Here is a 21,030-nt window from a genome sequence, read left to right as displayed (position 1 = left end):
AATCATTTATATTGCTGGAAATGAAAACGGTTGCAAAGAATGCTATTACAACAAAGGGGATGTAAATAGAATGGGGAAAACGTTTCAACATAGCTTGATTTTGGGGTTTGCTTTGTTTGCATTATATTTTGGCGCTGGGAATCTAATATTTCCACCTTCAATCGGGCATCTAACGGGAACGGAGTGGATACCGGCACTAATCGGCTTTTCGATTACGGGAATCGTTTTACCGTTGCTTGCAGTTATCGCGATTTTAAATGTAGGCGGGAAATTTGAAGATTTAACGAGGCCGATTAGTCCTTGGTTTTACGCTGTTTTCAATCTGTTGCTCATGGTGGGAATTGGGATGTTCGTTACAATTCCGCGTATGGCGGCAACTACGCATGAGTTGGGTATTGGAATTCTATTTCCTTCAGTACCACCAATCGCTACCATTATTATCTTCTTTGCAGTCTGTTTCTATTTTGCAATGGATAAGTCAAATGTAATGGACAAAATCGGGAAATATCTGACACCCGTACTCGTTATTATCCTATTGTTCATTATCGGGAAAGGGATTTTCTTCCCAATCGGCACACCAATCGCGACGGGCGCCAAGGCTCCATTTTCTGACGCATTTTTAAGTGCCTATCAAACTGGCGATGTCATTACCGGTATTTTATGTGCACCAATTTTCATCGCAGCAATTGTTGGCTATGGCTATAAAGGAGCACAAGTACGAAAAATGGCATTGACGGGAACGTTAATTGCCGGAGTAGGCCTGGCGATTGTCTATGGCGGTCTATTATTCATCGGAGCGGGCGGCAGTGGGATTTTTCCTGAAGGAATCGAAAGTACGATGCTCGTTTCGGAAATTGTCAAAACGTTATTTGGAGATTTTGGATCGATCGCGCTGGCGGTTGCGATTGCACTTGCTTGTTTGACATCTACAATCGGGGTAGCGGCCGTCATTGCAGACTTTTTGAACAAACTATCAAGGGATAAAATTAGCTATCGGATGTGGGTACTCGTCATTTGTGTAATGGGCACGGCTGTTGGTTCACTTGGTGTAGAGAAAATCGTTGACTACGCAATGCCAATTTTCACTGCGTTGTATCCAGTAGCGATTGTCTTGGTACTGTTAGGGGTTTTCCAAAAGTTCGTTCCAAATCCAGGGGGCTATCAAGGAGCCATATTACTAACATTTATCATCAGCTTCTTTGAAACAATGAGCTCAATTGGCGTAAACATCCCATTTATAGAAAGGGCAATCAGTATATTGCCATTTAGCGGAAATGGATTTGCTTGGCTCGTACCAGCTGTCTTCGGTTTTGTAGTCGGGCTAATTATGTATAAATTATTCAATCCTACAAAACAAGACGAACCAATATTTTGAAATCGACAACTAGAGAACAGATGTGAGAGGGGAATGCAACATGACTAATCATAGAATTATTTACCATAACGGTCGAATTTTCACGTCGAACCCTGAACAGCCAAATGCAGAAGCAATGGTTGTTGAAAATGGACGTATTGAATGGGTTGGAGACGACGAAAAAAGTGAATCATTCGAAGGAGAGCGGGTCAATTTAAATGGCCATCGCGTCATTCCTGGATTCGTGGATGCGCATTTGCATCCGCTTTACCTTGCCAACTCAGCAAAACAAATCGCTTGTACGGCACCACTCGTTAACTCGATTGAAGAAATGATTGTAGAAGTCCAAAAGCAACGGGCAACGCAGCAAGCTGGAGAATGGATTGAAGGTTGGGGCTATGACGAAGGGAAACTGGCGGATGGCCGTTCGCCGATGCGCCATGATTTGGATAAAGCCGTAACAGACTCACCAGTCATCATTACACGTACATGTGGTCATATAATTGCCGTCAATAGCAAAGCGCTTGAACTCGCAGGCATTACAAAAGATACGCCAAATCCTCGTGGCGGGGAAATAGATCATGATGAACACGGTGAACCTACTGGTATCCTGCGTGAAAATGCAAAAGACTTAGTGATACAAAAAATGCCAGTTCTCTCGATTGAAGAAAACGCAGAACGTCTCGCCGAGCTGACGCCATTTTTATTCAAACGCGGGATTACAGCAATTACTGATTTGATGGCACGCGTAGCTCCAATCGACTATATGGAACTGTATGAGGAAGCACGCAAAAGAGGGCTTGAACACCGTACTGTTCTTTACTACATGTGGGAGGACTTAGAAAAGTCGCCGATATTGAATAAAGAAAATACAGACCGCACAAAACCAACTCACATTGGCGGCATTAAATTATTCGCAGACGGTAGCGTTTCCGGCCGTACCGCATGGGTCAACCCATCTTTTAGTGGGGATGATGACAACCAAGGGATTTCGACGACCTCAAGCGAAGAATTATTGGCGGCAGCCAAAATGGCAAAAGAACACGGGATTCAAGTTGTCGTCCACGCAATGGGTGAACAGGCAATCGACCAGATCGTCAACACATTCGCCGATGTCGACAACTGGATTGAAGGTGCACCATCCGTCCGAATCGAACATGCAGCAATGCCAACAAAACATGCTCTTGAAATTGCAGCAAAAAAAGGATTCGCTTTCGTTCCGCAACCAGTGTTTCTATACGCGGAAATAGAAAGTTATCACAACAATCTAGGCATTGAGCGGACGAAAACGACCTATCCAGTCAAAACAATGCTCGAAGCAGGCATTCAAGTCGCCTTTTCTTCAGATGCGCCGGCAACAGCTTGGGCCGATCCCGTCGATCCATTTGCCGGTATCCAATCCGCCGTCACACGAATCGCTTATAACGGTGCCGATACTGGCCAAAGCGAGCGCGTCAGTATCGAGACAGCAATTGAACTGTATACGCGCTGCGCGCAAGAAGTAACACGCATTCCAGACGTAGGCCAATTAAAAGTTGGCTACCACGCTGACTTCATCGTCCTTGACCAAGACATTCTCGAAGTCCCAGCAGAAAAAATCGCCCAAGTGAAAGTAGAAAACACCTATCTAGGTGGTCGCTTAGTCTACTCCAATAAAAACTAATTGACTAGATCTGTTACGTTGAATAAACAAACACCATAAAACACACCGTCCGGGCAATCGGACGGTGTGTTTTTTTAACCCAAAAACTGTTTTGGAAAAGGGACTCCCAATAAAGTTCAACTCACCCCCACACCCGCATATACTACTACCCACCAGTCAAAAAGGGGGAACCACTATGTCACTCACCGTCAACCCGCGCGTCCAACAAATCGAACCGTCTGGCATCCGTAAAATATCAAATCAGCTCATAAATTACCCTGATGCCATCAATCTGACCATCGGGCAACCCGATTTCCCAACACCCGAACGCATTAAAGAAGCCGCCCACAAAGCAATCGCGGACGATAAAACTGCCTACTCACATAACGCCGGTCTCCTTGAACTCCGGCAAGCCGTAGCCACCTTCTTCACCACTAAATACGGTTTCAACTACAACCCACAAACCGAAATCATCATCACAACCGGCGCAAGCGAAGCAATGGACACCGTATTCCGAACAATTCTCGAAGAGGGAGACGAGGTTATCATACCCGTTCCGATTTACACGGGTTACGAACCGCTCATCACACTCGCTGGCGCAACCCCCATCTATCTCGACACAACACCAACCGCCTTCATCCCAGATCCGGTCAAACTCGCCGAACTCATCACACCAAAAACAAAAGCAATCGTTTTCAACTACCCATCCAATCCGACCGGTGTCACCATCCCGCCGCACACGATGGACGCACTTGCCGCAACACTTGCCAAACACGACATCTTCATCATCTCAGATGAAATCTATAGCGAAAACATCTTCGAAGGGGAGCACCGCTCATTCGCCCAATACCCCGGCCTTAAAGACAAACTATTCCTTATCCATGGCCTGTCAAAATCTCATTCCATGACCGGCTGGCGCATCGGCTTTCTACTCGCAGCCGATAAGTGGATACAACAAGCCGTCAAAGTGCATGCCTATAACACCATTTGTGCAAGCGTCCCATCTCAACACGCAGCCATCTGCGCGCTAACCGAATGCCAGCACACACCCGCGGCCATGAACCCAGAATATATCCGAAGACGCAACTACATGTACATGCGACTCACCAACATGCAGCTTCCAACCGTCAAGCCGAATGGCGCATTTTACATCTTTCCTTCTATTAAAGAGTTCAACCAACCAGCAGAACAATTCGCCCACATACTACTCAACGAAGCGCAAGTCGCAGTCGTCCCGGGCACGGCATTCACAGCATTTGGCGAAGGCTACATCCGAATTTCATACGCTTACGCCTTCGACCAACTAGAAGTCGCCATGGACCGGCTAGAAAACTGGCTAACCAATTGGCGTAATAACGAACGTCACATCGTTCCAGACCCGCCGTTAGTATAATGAAAAACGTAACCCTATAACTGTGCAAAATTTTCACTCAATTAAACAACGCCTCAACCCGCAAAAGTAGTATAATCATAGAAAAGGAGGAAACCCATTATGAAAAAATGGTTCCCTACAACGATTCTCACAGCAACCCTAATACTCACTGCCCAACCAATACAAGCAGCCACATTCACAGATGTGCCGCCCACACATTGGGCGCAAATTGCTATCGACACCATCTCAAGCCGCGGCCTTATTAACGGTTACCCAGACGGAACCTATCGTCTGAATGAACCCGTCACCCGGGCGCAAGCTGCAAAAGTCGTCGCACTGGCCATCAATGCCAAACCAACGGCGACATTTAAACCGAGTTTCCAAGACGTCAGCCCGGCTCACGGTGCATATGACCATATTCGCGCACTTACTGAACTTGGCATCTTCACCGACGGGGAAAAATTCCACCCAAACGAGCCACTCACCCGTGCGCAAATGGCTAAAATACTCACACTCGGCTATAAAATAACCGTCGACGACAATGACCTCATCAAATTCCAGGACGTCATCAAGCTCAACCAAAACTATGGTTACATCACGACACTTGCCGAACTCGGCATCACAACAACACTGCCAGGTGGCATGTATAAGCCGAACGACATCGTATCCCGCGCGCATATGGCAGCATTCATCGACCGCACAACGAAGTTTGACCTCGAGCGTGAAAAAGGCGTCATCTATTATGACAAAGCCCGTCGTATGTATATGGACAAATCCAAACCTGATCCAATGCCACCCGTCATCAACGATCTAGACAACGCCTTAAAAACCATTGATCTTATCAATGAAAAGCGCAAACAGCTTGGCATAAAAGAACTCATTCACGACACGGACCTTTCTGCTATCGCCAAAGCAAAAGCACAAGACATGGCGAACAATAACTACTTCAATCACAAATCACCAACTTACGGCACTATCGATAAAATGCTCAACACATTAAACTACAAATGGACCGCATACGGTGAAAACATGGCAAGAGGCTACATCGCACCTGAATCCGTCGTCAAAGAATGGGTGACCTCTCCAAATCATCGTGCCAATATCGAAAACAACAAGTTCACACAAATCGGCTCCGGCTATGCAACTGACGCCAAAGGTAAAACGTACTGGGTCCATCTTTATGTGAGTAAATAAACAAGACAACGCTTCACCCAAACACAAGCAACCTTATTCTCAACAAAGCGTCTTCACAACGCTAAAACTGGGTATAGTCTATAATACAAAGAGACTGACAAACTCACGAAAGGGGAACCGCCCATTGAAAAAAATCCAAACAGCACTCATCACCATCATAGCCCTATTCCTATTTGTACCAATTGCCCAAGCAGGCACACTGGACGACGTCAAGTTCTTCGTCGATACCTACTACTATGGCGATGTCCCAAAAAATCTGAACAAGATGACAACGGTAGACGAAATCATCGACTCGCTCGATCATTACTCGCGCTACATGCCCGCAGAGGAATACCGTACATATCTCTCGGCAGTCGCTTTTAACACACCACTACCTAAAAAAAATGTAGCAATAACCAAAACGCCAACAGCATCAAAGCATCCAATCACTTCATCCATGCTCTACGGCAACATTGGGTACATTAAAATTAAAACCTTCTCCGCGGATCTGGGCAGTCAAGTCGAAACACACTGGACGAAGCTTAAAAAAGCGGGGGCAACCGGACTTATCGTCGATCTCCGTTATAACGGTGGCGGCTACGTTGAAAGCGCCGAACAGCTCCTCGGCTTTTACCAAGGAGTGACAGAAGCCTACTATCTGTCAACACGAGAAGGTAGTAAAATGATCAAACCGATTCCAACCAAAACGAAATTTCCAAAACAATCATACGTACTCGTCAATCGCTATTCCGCATCCTCATCTGAAATCGTCGCAGCGTCCCTTATAGATCAGCGAGCTGCTACAATAGTAGGCGAGACGACAAAAGGGAAGGGGTCTGTCCAATCGTTTTTCGAATTCGATGACGGTGGAGCACTCAAATTGACGATCGGGCACTTCACCGGACCCAAAGGATTACTTGTCCATGAAAAGGGCATCCAGCCTACTATCAAAACTGATCCGAACAAAGAACTTATAAACATCCATCAGCGGCTCCTAAACGATTCATTCAACACTAAAAAGTACAAGAAAATCGACAATCTAAAAAATGTTCCTACAACTAAAACCTTTACCGTCGAATTTACCCAACCAATGAACTTTAAAGACGTAAAAACGTCCCGCACAATAGAACTCGTTAAATTAGGCGGCGTAGCCGTCCCGGTCACATTCAAGGAAAAAGCCAACAACACGCTAGAAATTATCCCAAATAAAAACTTGCAACCCGGTGGTTCCTATGAACTTATCATCCGCCCCGGCTTACAAAACACCAAGGGTCGGACAGTAAAACAAGGCACACACACGCCAATCACTGTCAAAAGCGCCAACTGATGTCTAAAGGTGCCTAACCCTCAAAGATATGTACACGAACACCAAATGTGCTATAATCAACAAATGTTAAAACGTATCCGGTGCCAGTAGTATACGGCGCCTATAGTACTACCTATAAGCACTTCTAGAAAAGAGGAAAACTACTATGCAAAAAAACATATGCGTCATCGGATTAGGCTACATCGGCCTACCAACAGCAGTCATGTTCGCCAACAGCGGCGTCCGCGTACACGGTATGGATGTAAACGAAAAAGCAGTTAATATGATCGCCAACAAACAACTTCATATAGAAGAGAACGGACTTCAAGAGCGTCTTGAAGAAGCAATCGACAAAGGTTTGTTCACAGTTTCAACACAACCCGTTGAAGCAGATGTCTACATCATTGCCGTTCCATCACCTATCAACCCTGACAACACGGCAAACCTAGAGTACATCCGTAAAGCGACAGCGTCAGTCGTCCCTTACTTAAAAAAAGGGGCACTTGTTATTCTCGAATCTACCGTTCCACCAAAAACCGTAGAAAACGTTATGTTGCCAGAACTTCGTAAGTCAAATCTGGAACTAGGCGTTGACCTTTTCGTTTCACATTCACCGGAACGCGTTATACCGGGTAAGATATTCGAAGAACTCATTAACAACGACCGCATCGTCGGCGGAATCACGCTTGAATCCGCTGAGATGACAAAAGAGTTATACCAAACATTCGTCCAAGGGGAAATCCACCTAACGGATGCTACAACAGCTGAACTTGTAAAAGTAATGGAAAACACATACCGCGACGTCAACATCGCTTTTGCCAATGAACTCGCAAAAATCGCTGAAACAATCGACGTCGATATATGGGAAGCCATCCGCTTCGCTAACTTCCACCCACGTGTTAACATCCATACGCCAGGACCTGGTGTAGGTGGACATTGTATCGCAGTAGATCCTTGGTTCCTTGTCGAGTTAAGCCCGGAACACTCGGAAATCATTAAGAAATCACGCCTGACAAATAACGGCATGCCGTTATTTACAGCGCAAAAAGCAAAAAAACTTCTTGAAGAACAAGGCATCCAAAACGGTAAAGTCGCCGTTCTCGGTCTTGCATTTAAAGCCGACGTCGACGATTTACGCGAAAGTCCGTCTACGGAAGTCATTAAAGAACTACAAAACTTGAATATGACAGTTACATCTTTCGATCCACACATAAAAGAACTGCAGCACTCAACACAACGAGCAACACTAGGCGAAGCGCTTCAAGAGATTGACCTGATTATCCTAACAACGGATCATACAGAGTTCAAAAACCTTAATCCAGAAACAGTAAACACTGGCGACACTAAGCCGCTCGTACTTGATGCGAAAAACGCACTCAACCGCGATAAGTGGGAGCAAGCTGGATTCCGTTACTTTAAGCTAGGCGACGGCAAAAACAAGGGATTATCCTCTCTATGAAAGAAGTAATTCTAGGCGTCCAAGTCAATACCGAAAACTACGACGAGTTAATCCCGAAAGTCTTCCGCAACATTGAAGACAAGAAGAAATCACTCGTCGTCGCTATCAACCCTGAAAAGCTCATGAAAGCAAAAGAAGACCCGGAACTAAAAGCGCTCCTTAATAGAGCAGAGTTCCAAATCCCAGATGGTATTGGCGTTATCATTGCGTCCAAACTAAAAAAGGGAAAGATCACATCTCGCATTACCGGAATCGACATGATGGACCGCGTTGTAAGGGAAGCCGCACGAACGGGGCACTCTGTCTTCCTCTACGGCGCGAAACCAGGTGTTGCCGAAAAGGCTGCACAACAACTTAAACAAACCTATCCAGATCTTATCGTTGCCGGAACGCAAGATGGCTATGAATCTGACCCTAGTAAAGTCATTGCCGCTATCAACAAGGCACAGCCATCAATTCTATTTGTTGCCATGGGCTCTCCAAAACAAGAGCAATGGATTGAACAACAGCGGGACAATCTATATCCAATACTGTACCAAGGCGTTGGTGGTTCATTCGACGTCCTAGCAGGAAACGTCAAGCGTGCTCCAGCCGGATTTCAGCGAATGGGCGCAGAGTGGTTATACCGTTTATTAAAAGAACCAACTCGCCTAAAACGTCAAATGAATCTTCCAAAGTTTTTATTTGAAGTTTTCAAACAAAAACAAGGTTGACACTCTTGTATTCCAACAAAATGGATGCTAGAATAGTTAATTGTAAGGATAATTTCCTCTTTATTGTATATAATTAACGCCATGCAGATCGAAATCGGTTGGTTGGCCACAAATAAGACTTGAACAGTTCCCATCTGTTCAAGTCTTTTTGTGTACAAAAAAGTGGAAGCGCCTTGTTTAGCTCCGAAAAGCGCTGAAGGGTTTGAAATTGCCTCTAAAGGTAGGAAAGTTCTGTATTTTTAATCTAAGACAAGTAAACCTAGAGTAGAAAAAATATGTAACTTTAAACTAATATAAGTAAATTACTTGATAAATACCAAATCTAAGGTAGAATGGTAGAAGTAGACCAGATGTCTAGCATTATTTTGCAAAACTGTTTACTATATTACTATTTTGTAATTGACATCCTTGTCGCAACTATCTATAATTTAATCTGTAATGACATCTACCTTTCATTTTGCCGTGGAAGTAGTTGACAAATTAATTTTTCTATCTAAGAGGAGGAAATTATTCAATGGCTAACCAACCATCTAAGTACAGCAAATTTTTAGTAGGGGCTGCATCAGCTGCTCTAGTAGCATCCGCAGTAGCACCAGTAGCAAGCGCGGCAGATTTCAAAGATACAAAAGGTAACACGCACGAAGCTGCAATCGATGCACTATCTGATGCAGGCGTTATCAAAGGCTATTCGGACGGTACATTCTTGCCAAACAAAACGTTGACTCGTTCTGACGTTGTTAAAATGATGGGTAAATGGCTTGTAACTGAAGGACACGCAATTCCTGCAGATGCAAGAACTAACCCACGCTTTACTGACTTGTCGACAAAGTCTAACGCAGAACTTCTTGACTATGCTGCAGTTGTAAAAGACGCTGGCGTATTCATCGGAAGTAACGGTAAACTTCTAGCAGTTGACAACATCACTCGTGAAAACATGGCACTAGTGCTTGTTCGCGCATTTGATACTGTTGAAAAGATCGACCTAGCTACATACGTAGCTGGACAAGATTTCAAGCGTGATGTAAAAGATCTTACATCTGCAAAATCTGAAGCACGTGCTGCTATCGACGTTCTTGATTTCTTCGATATCACGAACCCAACAGTAGCGACTTTCAATCCAAAAGGCAACACAACTCGTGGACACTTTGCAACATTCCTACACAAAACAATTAACGCAGACTTCTCTAAAGTATCAGGCGAAGCAGCAAAAGGCGTTGAATCAGTTAAGGCTGTTAATGCAACTACTGTTGAAGTAACTTTCAAAGAAGACGTTAAGGACGTAAAAACTAGCGATTACACAATCGAAGGTCTAGCTATCTCTAACGCTGCTATTAAACAAACAAATAGCAAAGTTGTAGTTCTTACAACTGCTGTTCAAACAGGAGACAAAGAGTACACACTTAAATCAGGTGAATCTGCACTTGGTAAATTCAAAGGGATCTCAGGTGTTATTCCAACTAAGATCACTATGAATACAGCTTCAACACAAGGTGTAGTTGGTAAAGAAGTTACACTTAAAGCTGATATCGGCGTTAAAGAAGCTGGAGTTCCTGTAACATTCAACGTAGCAGCTGGTTCTAAATTGAACAAAGATCACATTGAAGAAGTAACAACAGATGCTAACGGAATTGCAACTTATTCTTACACGCAATATGTTTCTGGTGAAAAAGATGAAGTAGTTGCATACCCAACTGGCGCTCCATCTGTTCGTAGCCTAGCTACTGTATACTGGGGAGTTGACACAATTCTTACAGTTACACCTTCTGACGACAAACAAGGTAACAGCGTAGCAAACGGAGCAAACAAAGTATACAAAGTTACGTACAAAAACCCTAAAACTGGTGCTGCTGTTGCAAACCAAAGATTGCATGTAACATTCGCTGAAAACGTAAACGTTACAATCGACAAAGTGTCTAAAGCGACTGTAAACGGTACAAACCCAATGCAACTATCGAACGGTACTACTCCAGTTACTGCTGAAGTCATCACAGATAGCAAAGGTGAAGCTACATTCACTGTATCTGGACATAACACAACAGTTACACCTGTTGTTTTCCCTAACGAAGTAGTAGTTAACAATAACTACAACAATTCAACATCAACTTCAGATGTGAAAACGTGGGATGCTACGAAACTTCAAGCACAAGTCGCAGACAAACTTGTATTTGGCGCAACTCAAGCAGATTACGTAATTGATATTACTCGTGACGGCGGTGAAGAAGCAGCTCGCTTTGAAGCTAACGGACGCGAATACAAAGTCGTTTTGAAAACAAAAGACGGTAAAGTAGCTGCGAACGAACTTGTTAACATTGCATTCAATGAAGACGTTGATAGAAATATCAACACGAATACGTCAGCATACTTCACTAAAGATGACAAGAAAATTCTTGTTGATGGAAAAACTGTTTCTCAAACTACTGTGAAAACAGATGCAAAAGGTGAAGCTACTTTCACAATTAGCAGTGATGAACTAAAAGACTATGCGACACCAGTTGCTTGGATTGATGTTAATACAAGCAATGCAAAAGAAGGTAAATTTGACGATGGCGAACCAAACAAAGTCGCTCCAATTTCTTACTTTGCAGATGCAGCTCTTACAGGCGGAACAGTAAAAGCATACAATGATGCAGTCAGCACAACAAAAGCTATTAAAGAATTCACAGGTTTGGAAACAGCTACATTCAAGTTTACTGCTGCAAATCAAAGCGGACAACAAATGGGTCTACCTACTGGATATAGCCATATCGAAGCTTCATTCACAGTATTCAATACTGGATCTGAAGATATTACAGTAGATGGTCATACAGTATCACCTAACCGTAGTCATACAACTACTACGATTGAAAGTACTACTAGTAAACTAGCACAAATAGAAGTTAAATCTGTAAACAATAAAACGGCTTCTGTACGTGTAGTAGCGAATGGTACAGCTATTCCTTTGGCATCTACTAACAACCGTGCAATTAACCTTGGAAGTCACACATCAGAAGTTACATTTAAATCGACTACAGATGTGGGTGAACTTCATACAGGTCTAATCACAAGCATAAACAAAGAAGATAAGAAAATTCAATTTGAAGGGAAAACTTCTGTAAGCTACAAAGGAGCTTCTTTCAAAAATCATTCTGGAAACACGATTAGCCAAGAAACATTTGAAAGTACTATTAAAGAAGCTTTAGATGCTGGATTAACACACAGAGTTACACTTAGCAAAGATGGAGACAAAATCACTGTTTCTATCCTTACTAGCACACCTGTTACTGCACCTACAAGTGTTCTTAATCTACGTGACGTAACAGCAGTTGTTAATTCAGTAGTGATTCCAACTGACGCTCAAGTACCAGGTAAAACATTTGGATTAACACCTGATGCTAATGGAGTTGTAGTTGATTGGACATCAAGCAGCAGTCTTCTTACAATTGCTAGTGATGTTGCTACAGTAGGAGCAGTTGATAAAGAGCAAGAAGTAACTTTAACAGCAACTTTCACTAAAGGTACTGGTGCTGATCAAGCAAAAGTAACTAAAAACTATACTGTTAAAGTAGCACCTACAGCTGCGAAAACAAAAGCTGATCTACTTCGTGTACTTGATGAAGCAGTAGCTAAAGAAGCAGATGTAAAATATACAGAAGCTAGCAGAAAACTTCTAACTGATGCTAGATATGAAGCAAAAGTTGTATATGACAACAATTCAGCAACACCTGCAGAAGTTACAGCGGCTGTTAAAGGTCTACAATCGGCAATTGATAAATTGGTAACACATACTACTGTTACTGGTAAATTAACTGTTGCTCCTAATGCAGTTGCAGTAAACGGAACTGTTAAAGTTACTGTTACTGATGCTGATTTGAATGTGGATTCAGCAAAAGCTGACACTGTAATTGTAACAGTTGGTTCTGCTAATCTTACATTAACTGAAACAGGTAATAGCACAGGTATTTTTGAAGGAACAACAGCAGCACTTGCAACTGCTGGTCCTGTAGTGATAACTTACACTGATGCTAAGGATGCAACAGGTAAGGAATTAAAAGTTACTGAAACAATCACTGTAACTACTCCTTAATAAAAATAAACGAAACGTTATTCTATAAGCTGGCTAGTTCAGTGAAATGAGTGGAACGAATACCCCATGTCTTGCCTTTTGGTAGTACATGGGGTTTCTTTCTAACTACCACTTCCAATTAGTGGGTGAAATACCTACTCTTGTAAACAGTCAATCTACAAGTACCTAATCCTCCTGCATCCAGTGATGTGCTGAAATACACAAAAGGGATGAAGTCAGGTGAAGTCGTACCCGGTGGTCCCGGGGCGGGGTTCTTTAAAAGATTTCTATGGTTAGGCAGACGAATCCATGTAGGCAGGGTAAGTTAGTGTACGGTGCGAAATTAAGCTAGGAGTTTACTGTACATCCCTATAGTTGCAATGCTATAGTGGCGATCGACGAATTGACTGTTAAACCGGTCGTTCTTACACCTGGATAGTGGGAACCTAATGAAGTCAAAAAGAGGGATGGAAGTTGTGGAACGTTTGAAGTCTTGTTAGAAGAGGTGTATCAGCACCAGTGAGACTAGCGAGATGGCAGCGGGTTCATAGTAGTTTTGATAGCTAGCCGTTTGGACTTGTATAGTAATATACGAGAAGGATAAAACTAGCAGGAGCGAAGGAACCTAGTCAGTGGTAATTATTCTATGAAAAGCTTATTTCCCCAAATCTAAGCTTTCTAAATTAATAGGACCAATCACGAACTTGTGGTTGGTCCCTATTATTAGATAATATATAGGTACATTGGTTTATGTCATGTTGTATATATAATTGAATAATAAACCGTTGATGGCACGCCGTATGCGCTGAAAGGCGCTTGTGCGGTGTAGGCCCGAACCGAAAGCCACATACATAAGTATATGGTATAAGACGGGAATAGCGTACCAGATCCAACTGTTGTTCAAGTGGGAACTGCACAAGGATTAGTAAATGCATTAGCAAGTGATGTAGTTAAAACAATAACTTTAACAAGCGATCTAACATTAACAACTAATGTTGCCCCAAAAGCAGGCGTAACGATTGATGGTGGTGGAAAAATACTAACTTTAAACGCGACAAGCGCTGGTAATACTTCGGCTGAGGGTCTGTTTATCCAGTATGATGGTGTAACAATCAAAAATATAACAATTACTCAAACAGGTGATTTAAATAAAGATAACTTGGTTGAAATTTATGGTAAAAATGCAACTTTAGAAAACGTAACTGTTAATGGCGGTGTGAAAGCCGGTATTTACGTTAATAACAATGGTAAAAGCGATACGACTGTTACTTTCAACAAGGTAGCTACTTCTGGGAATGCTTGGGGCGGAGTTGGTATTGCTGCTCAGCAAAATGGAGATAAAGTGACAGCAAACTTCTTAAACTTCAATTCAGATGAAACAGTTGGAGTTTACACTGAAGGGACAACATATGCTGGAACTTATGTAGTAAGTGGCTTAACTGGTTATACTGAATCAACAGTAGGAACACAACAACACTGGAAAAAGTGATAACTGATATTATACCGGTGCCAATCACTCACATAACTCAGACACAATTCTGACGGCTGAGTACAACACTAAAGAAACTAGCCCTTCAATCGAGCAATCGGTTGAGGGGCTGTTCTGTTTCAACTGCTTTTTGTAATCTTGGTACTAGTGGTCACTCACTCAACACGGAAACTATTCCGAGACTTGAATGGCATAGAAGAATATAGTCCTTTGATTCATTAATCAATCATGGGGCTATTCCTTTTTCTAACCATTCTATACTCTAACTATTTCCTATTGAACTTCGACTAAACCGAAAACATGAAGCTGTGAAGTTTATAATGTTTTGCATTCTTGTAATGAATTGGTTGATTTAGTGTCCATTCCATTATTGTTATCCAGTGGTATCTCGACAATAGTGACTCACATACAATTCTGATGGCTGTGTATGACACCAAAGGAAATAGCCCTTTGATCAATCAAGGGGCTATTTCTGTTTAGGTATGGCCATCACTTACCAAGCGGAGCTTCAGGCAAATGAATGAGCAAGTGAAAGTGTTTCATCATAATACAGTATACGCTTAGGGTGAAGAGGTGTTTCATATAGAAGTAGTGGAGAACGCGGAAAAATTCCGCTACATCTGCCGTGAAATCATATCTTCTAGGAAAGAAGCACATTCTTTAGTTGAATGCGCTTTTCCTATGTTACATATTGTACACAAATATCCAGTGCAGTTAAGGGGATTGGGTTTTGTTATGCCTTATCCATCACACTCACTATAGATAACGTTGAATCATATACGTCGATTTTTTGTAGGATGGCACCCTTTGTAAGTTTTGGAATACCTAACTCGTCAAAGGAAAGAACCAGTTCGTTTGAGTTTTCAACTGTCGCGATGGTTCCAAACACCGTTCCGTTAATCCTTTCATTTGTATCTCTAACTTTCACACTATCAATACTTGAGAATAATTCATTAGTGGCTCGGAACGTTAATGTTAGAGTTCCTTCGTTTGTACTCGAAACCGCATTTTTAATCTCAGGCACTATCACGTTTTTTGTGGTCTCGTTTTGGGCAATCGCTTCTATTATTCCTGCTTGCAGGGCAGCGACATCTGTAAACGTTTGGGTTGTCAAGATTGCTTCAACAGCTGTTTTTTCTTCTACCGAAAGCGCTTGATAGGCTCCTAAATCCAAGCCTGGCACTGCAAGTAGGGTGGTTACGGTAGCTGTGTTATTGACATCATCAATTGCGGCTGCAACCAACTTGGCATATTCGTCCTTATAAACACTTTGTAATCCATCTGCACTATATCCGATGCTCGTACGCTGTGTCAAAACAGCAGTAGCCAATAATGTTTTTTGAGTTGAATTCAAGTCACTAAACGTCGGGCTCATATTAGTGTTGCTAAGTACGTTTACTACTTGTTCCACTGTTGTTGCATTATTCACTTGGCTAGTTGTAGAAGAGGATGTGCCTAAAGAGATGATTTCGAACGTTGTTTCTTCATTTTCTTGTATAAAAGTAACATTTGCAGATCCTAAGTTACCGGCAATTAAGGATTCAAATTCTTTTAAGTCTATAATCCCTCCTCTTTCATTTTTATAAGTAGCATTATCATAGCTAATGGGAGTCTTCTCGAAAAAAGTAATGAGCTTCTTTGTGGTATTCAAATCCGTTACCATACCAGTATGCAACATGCCGACTGATTGAGTGGATACGAATTCGAATGTCGATTCATTGTTACCCAAATCAATAGGATTAGCTGTGTTATTTGGCAATGCCTTATCTGGTATCGCCTTGCCGTTCGCGACGACTTTAACTGATGAAGATGTATCGCCTACAGTTTCAATCGATATCGTTGGGTTTTCATAGCGTGTTCCACTTAGGGTTGATGTTGTATGGCTTCGATTTGGTGAGATCACCAGTTTCCGATTTTCACCTGCGTTCGTCGGATAGGAAACCTCGATATCTTCCGCTCCCGTATTCCAGATTGTGAATGTAGCATCGACATGACTATATTCTGTCGGGAGGTCCAATGGGAAAAAGCTTTGATTGGCTGCCCATAATTCAACTGTTGCCACATCTGTTCCTTTAAATGCATTTTTAGTAGATCGTGGTATAGCACCTTCCCCGTCCGAGACAAATAATGATGCGTAAGTAGGTTTTTCTTTGGCGAAGTACGTAATTGGCGCCAATTGGAATGGCTCGCCCTCATCCAAATTACCTTCCTTGGCATTCGGAGAGTTTATATCAATCCATGCAATAGGTGTTGCGTAATCGCCTGGATTCTCACTGTAAATTTCAAAATCTGCTTCACCATAGGCATTTGTTTTCACCGCAATTTGTTTTTTATGCGTATAGTCGCCCGTCAAATCCAAGAACCAAGCTTGAGTGTTCGTACTTATAACCCGATCCAGATCTTCATGGAAGGCAAGGTTCACGACTTCATTCGCAGCGGGTTCACCGTTTTTATTGAGTACCATTGCTGTGTATATGCGTCCATTTTCGAAACCTACCGCTGCCTCAGGATTTTCACCGTAAGCACCGAAAATTTCAATAGAATACTCTTGTTGAAGAGCTGCAAATGTTACAAGATCGGCTTTGGCTTGTAGCTTAATTGACTCGTATGTTTTAGCTCTTGCTTCATTTTTATCGCCGTTATCAATGAATACAACTGGTGTCACAGATGTGTTTAAACCGGATACTGTGAAGATTGCTTCACCTTTGCTGTCAGTTGTGACAGAAGCAACGGTTGGGCTGTCGTTGTTCAGCAATTGCATTGGAGTTGCACCGTTAACTGTCGCTTTGGACGCCTTATCAATGTTGACGTTAACGTTTTCCTCGAATGTGACAAAGAAACGTTGGTTTGCAACAGGCTTACCTGTTTGAGGAGCAAGATAAGTCAATTTGTAAGTCTTGCTTTCGCCATTAGTAAGTGTAGCAACCCTATCTTCGCTCGCGGTCTCTTCACTTACTTTTTCAGTAGGGACGATGGTAAGAATGTTGTTTACACCCCAGAAGATGAATGCATGGCTACGAACTGTCGGAGCACCAGTAGGGTAGGCGACAACTTCGTCATTGCCTGCATTGTATTGCGTGTAAGAGAATGTCGCAATACCGTCAGCGTTTGTTGTTGCTTCAAACACTTGGTCTTTGTTAAGTGTTTTGTTTGTGTCCGGTGTCACGTTGAACGTTACAGGGACTCCTGCTTGTTTTACGCCTATATCAGCGGAAATGGTTGCTTGTTGACCTATTTTACCTTGAACTGATTGAGTTGTGATCGCGATCTTAGTAGGTACTATAGTAGAAACACCTTCGAATTTCCCAATTTCTTTGCTATCAAGTGAGACTGTGTATTCCTTGCCGCCTTCTTGAACAGTAGTCGTCAATATAACTGTTTTGTTGTCGGATTGTTTTACTGCTACGTTAGAAACAGTCAATCCGTCAATTGTGAATTTCAAAGAGTTGCCGTTTTTGATTGCATCTTTGAAAGTTACTTCAACTGTTGTTGCGTTAACAGCTTTAACGGCTGTATCGCCTACTACACCTACACCAACAGCAGAGAAGTCTGCGTTGATGAACTTGTGCAAGAATGTAGCAAAGTGGCCGCGAGTTGTTGTGTTTTTAGGGTTGAAAGCCGGTGTGGCTGGGTTCGTGATATCGAAGAAATCGAGAATGTCGATCGCTGGACGTGCTTCAGCTTTTGCTGTCCCTAGGTCGTTAACATCTTTTTTGAAATCTTGTCCTGCCACGTATGTAGCGAGGTCGATGTCGTTTACACGGTCAAATGCACGAACGAGTACGATTGCCATGTTTTCACGAGTAATGTCGCCGGCTGGATCTAGCTTGCCGTCTAGAGTGCCTACGAATACGCCGTTATCTTTAACAACTGCAGCATACTCAAGAAGTTCTTTGTTAGATGTAGATTTCAAGTCAGCGAAACGTGGGTTCGAAACAGCATCTGTTGGTACTGCGTATCCTTTAGATACAAGCCATTTACCCATCAGTTTGACAACGTCAGAACGAGTCAATATTTTGTTTGGCTGGAATGTGCCGTCTGGGTAGCCTGTGATGACGCCAGCATCAGATAAAGCATTAATTGCTTCGTAGTGAGTGTTATCTTTTGTGTCTGAGAAATCTTTTGCGCTTGCGATGGGTGCTACGGCAGATGCTACGAGAGCAGCTGATGCGGCGGTTGCGACAAATTTAAGATATTTTTTATGTAGTACTCCCATTTAATGCACTCTCCTATTTTTCGATATCTCTATTTAGTAATCAATAGAGATATTCGTTATAATAGTTTCACTTTATGCACTTTTCAATCAATTAACAAGATGGTTTGTTAATCTGGGCTTTTTTTATGTCAATTTGGTCATCACGAAATGGCGTTTTATGCGAATCATTGTTTGTTGATGCACCATAAACCTCTTGGTGGTAAATTTCAACAAAAAACTGCACCTCTACTTGTTAGATGTTGTCTAACAAGTAGAAGTGCAGTTCACACATAGATAGAAGCCATACTGCATTTATTGTTGGGTATTAGAGAACTTCTTCCAGAAAATCAAGGAAATCTTTGCGGTTCAAATAACCGATATATGTTTTAACAACTTCCCCTTTATTGAAAAGATAGAGAGAAGGAAAAGAAACAATATCATATTTCAATTGAATCGGATTTGATTTTGCTTCGAAGTCTTCAAAAGTGACCCAATGCTTTACAAATTTAATCTTTCCAACTAGCTCCTCAGCAACATCCTCAAGCACTGGCTCGAAAGCTTGGCAAGGTCCACATTCATCTGTAAAAAAATCAACGAATACGGGTAATTCACATTCCAATACTTCTTTTTGGAAATCTTCTTTCGTAACAGTTACTACATTTGACATTCTATTTCCCCCTCAGATTAGAGCTTAATAACTTATAAGCACTTTTGGAATTTTTGTATTCTTGGATGTCACTATATCTTGGTTTAGTTTCCGCTACAATAGCATTCGTCAAAAGTATCCTATTTCACGTCGATTTGGTACAGCATTAGACCAAATCAACACGAATCCAACCACGTTTGCCATTCTCTATTGAAGTTTGCAGGATAACTAGATAAAGTCATAGTACGGAAGTTCAGAATCATTATAATTATATGGCGAGTGAGAAGATATCTATTATTTCTTGCGAAAGGGATAAAAATTGATGGAGAAGGTGAGATGATAAAGTGGGGAAAGATAAAATTCTAGCATTGATTGAAAAGGAACTGGTTATTGCGCTTGGCTGTACGGAGCCAGTTGCAATCGCTTTAGCAGCTGCAACGGCAAAAAGTTATGTCAATGGGGAAATTGAAGAACTGATAGTGAAGGCAAGTGGAAATATTATTAAGAACGCCAAATCGGTTGGAATCCCTGGAATGTCAGGGAAAGGGTTAGAATTCTCTGCTGCAATCGGAGCTGTTGCGGGTAATCCAAAACGGAAGTTAGAATTGCTTGAGGGATTGAACAAGGATGATGAAAATCGGGCATTTGCTCTAATTGAAGCTGGTAAAGTACTAGCAAGTCAAGCGGATACAGCAAAGCTACTCTATATAGAAGTGATGATTCGAACGGCTACACACTATTCACGCGTCATTATTTCTGACAATCATAGTAATATTACGTTAATTGAGGTTGACGGAAAACCGATTATGCATGGTGGATGTGAAAATAGTAGTAATCGATCAGGGGAAATCGATTTGGTTGGTCTAACGATTGATGAGATTTACGAATGGATTCTTCGAGTGGACGAAAACAAACTTTCTCTTGTGAAGAAAAGTATCGAGTTGAATAGAGCAATTGGAATAGAAGGGCTATCAGGTAATTATGGATTGAATGTGGGAAGAACGATTAAAGAGAACGTTGAAAAAGGCATTCTTTCTGATGATATAAGTACTGCTGCAATGTCGTTGGCCGCTGCAGGATCGGATGCAAGAATGGCAGGGTCCACGATGCCTGTTATAGCCAATACAGGAAGTGGAAATCAAGGAATCGCCGTAACATTACCAGTTGTAGCTGTTGCCGAAAAGCTTCAAGTATCTGAAGAAAAGATGATTCGTGCAGTGGCACTAAGTCATTTAGTTACCATCCATATAAAATCGAAATTTGGCCGACTCTCTGCATTGTGTGGCGTGACGACAGCTGGTATGGGGGCAAGTGCAGCCATCGTCTATTTACTGGGTGGAACGCTTCAACAGATAAAGGCAGCTGTTCAAAATACAATCGGGAATGTGTCAGGCATGATTTGTGATGGTGCAAAAGCGGGATGTGCCATGAAGGTGTCGACCTGTTCAAATGTGGCAGTGCAATCCGCGCTATTGGCACTGAGTGATCAAGAGATTCAGTCTACAGATGGTTTTATCCACAAGGATGTTGAAAAATCCATTGAAGCCTTTTGCACGTTGGGGAATGAAGGAACCAGGCAAACAGATGAATGGATTTTAAAATTGATGATGGAAAAGTAAGGATTTATCTACACTAAAAT

12 protein-coding genes are annotated in these 21,030 nt (G+C 42.3%); 10 read left to right on the top strand and 2 right to left on the bottom strand.

Annotation, left to right across the window (positions count from 1 at the left end; all coding sequences use genetic code 11):
- The first annotated feature begins 70 nt into the window (after window positions 1-70).
- From brnQ to FQ087_RS13485, 9 genes are all read left to right on the top strand, one after another.
- Entirely contained in the window at window positions 71-1,375 is a 1,305-nt protein-coding gene (gene brnQ, locus FQ087_RS13525) for a branched-chain amino acid transport system II carrier protein (protein WP_149581114.1), read from the top strand.
- Window positions 1,376-1,415: 40 nt separating this feature from the next.
- Window positions 1,416-3,017, top strand: a complete 1,602-nt coding sequence (locus tag FQ087_RS13520; RefSeq protein ID WP_149581113.1) for an amidohydrolase — start codon at window positions 1,416-1,418, stop codon at window positions 3,015-3,017.
- Between the two features lie 175 nt (window positions 3,018-3,192).
- Window positions 3,193-4,389, top strand: coding sequence for an aminotransferase class I/II-fold pyridoxal phosphate-dependent enzyme (locus FQ087_RS13515; RefSeq protein WP_149581112.1), 1,197 nt, complete (start codon window positions 3,193-3,195; stop codon window positions 4,387-4,389).
- A 99-nt stretch (window positions 4,390-4,488) separates the two neighbouring features.
- The gene (locus tag FQ087_RS13510) at window positions 4,489-5,562 is read left to right on the top strand and encodes a CAP and S-layer homology domain-containing protein (RefSeq protein WP_149581111.1); all 1,074 of its coding nucleotides are present in this window, start codon (window positions 4,489-4,491) and stop codon (window positions 5,560-5,562) included.
- 124 nt (window positions 5,563-5,686) lie between these two features.
- Window positions 5,687-6,868 (top strand): S41 family peptidase, encoded by a 1,182-nt coding sequence (locus FQ087_RS13505; RefSeq protein WP_149581110.1) that lies wholly within the window; start codon window positions 5,687-5,689, stop codon window positions 6,866-6,868.
- A 145-nt stretch (window positions 6,869-7,013) separates the two neighbouring features.
- Complete coding sequence (locus FQ087_RS13500; protein ID WP_149581109.1) at window positions 7,014-8,306, top strand: nucleotide sugar dehydrogenase; 1,293 nt, start codon at window positions 7,014-7,016, stop codon at window positions 8,304-8,306.
- Window positions 8,303-9,019, top strand: a complete 717-nt coding sequence (locus FQ087_RS13495; protein WP_149581108.1) for a WecB/TagA/CpsF family glycosyltransferase — start codon at window positions 8,303-8,305, stop codon at window positions 9,017-9,019. The genes FQ087_RS13500 and FQ087_RS13495 overlap by 4 nt, the downstream gene beginning before the upstream one ends.
- 514 nt (window positions 9,020-9,533) lie before the next feature.
- Window positions 9,534-13,082, top strand: a complete 3,549-nt coding sequence (locus tag FQ087_RS13490) for an S-layer homology domain-containing protein (RefSeq protein ID WP_149581107.1) — start codon at window positions 9,534-9,536, stop codon at window positions 13,080-13,082.
- Between the two features lie 883 nt (window positions 13,083-13,965).
- Entirely contained in the window at window positions 13,966-14,550 is a 585-nt protein-coding gene (locus FQ087_RS13485; RefSeq protein ID WP_149581106.1) for a pectate lyase-like adhesive domain-containing protein, read from the top strand.
- A gap of 733 nt (window positions 14,551-15,283) precedes the next feature.
- Here FQ087_RS13485 and FQ087_RS13480 read toward each other — a convergent pair.
- Complete coding sequence (locus FQ087_RS13480; protein WP_149581105.1) at window positions 15,284-18,766, bottom strand: S-layer homology domain-containing protein; 3,483 nt, start codon at window positions 18,764-18,766, stop codon at window positions 15,284-15,286.
- Between the two features lie 304 nt (window positions 18,767-19,070).
- On the bottom strand, window positions 19,071-19,412 hold the full coding sequence (locus FQ087_RS13475) for a thioredoxin family protein (RefSeq protein ID WP_149581104.1): 342 nt from the start codon (window positions 19,410-19,412) through the stop codon (window positions 19,071-19,073).
- A 323-nt stretch (window positions 19,413-19,735) separates the two neighbouring features.
- On the opposite strand from FQ087_RS13475, the gene FQ087_RS13470 reads away from it, so the two are divergent.
- Window positions 19,736-21,010, top strand: a complete 1,275-nt coding sequence (locus FQ087_RS13470; RefSeq protein ID WP_149581103.1) for an L-cysteine desulfidase family protein — start codon at window positions 19,736-19,738, stop codon at window positions 21,008-21,010.
- The last annotated feature ends 20 nt before the right edge of the window (window positions 21,011-21,030 follow it).

It is taken from the genome of Sporosarcina sp. ANT_H38 (genome assembly GCF_008369195.1).
Classification (GTDB): Bacteria; Bacillota; Bacilli; order Bacillales_A; family Planococcaceae; genus Sporosarcina.
This window is presented reverse-complemented; position numbering and strand designations above follow the sequence as displayed.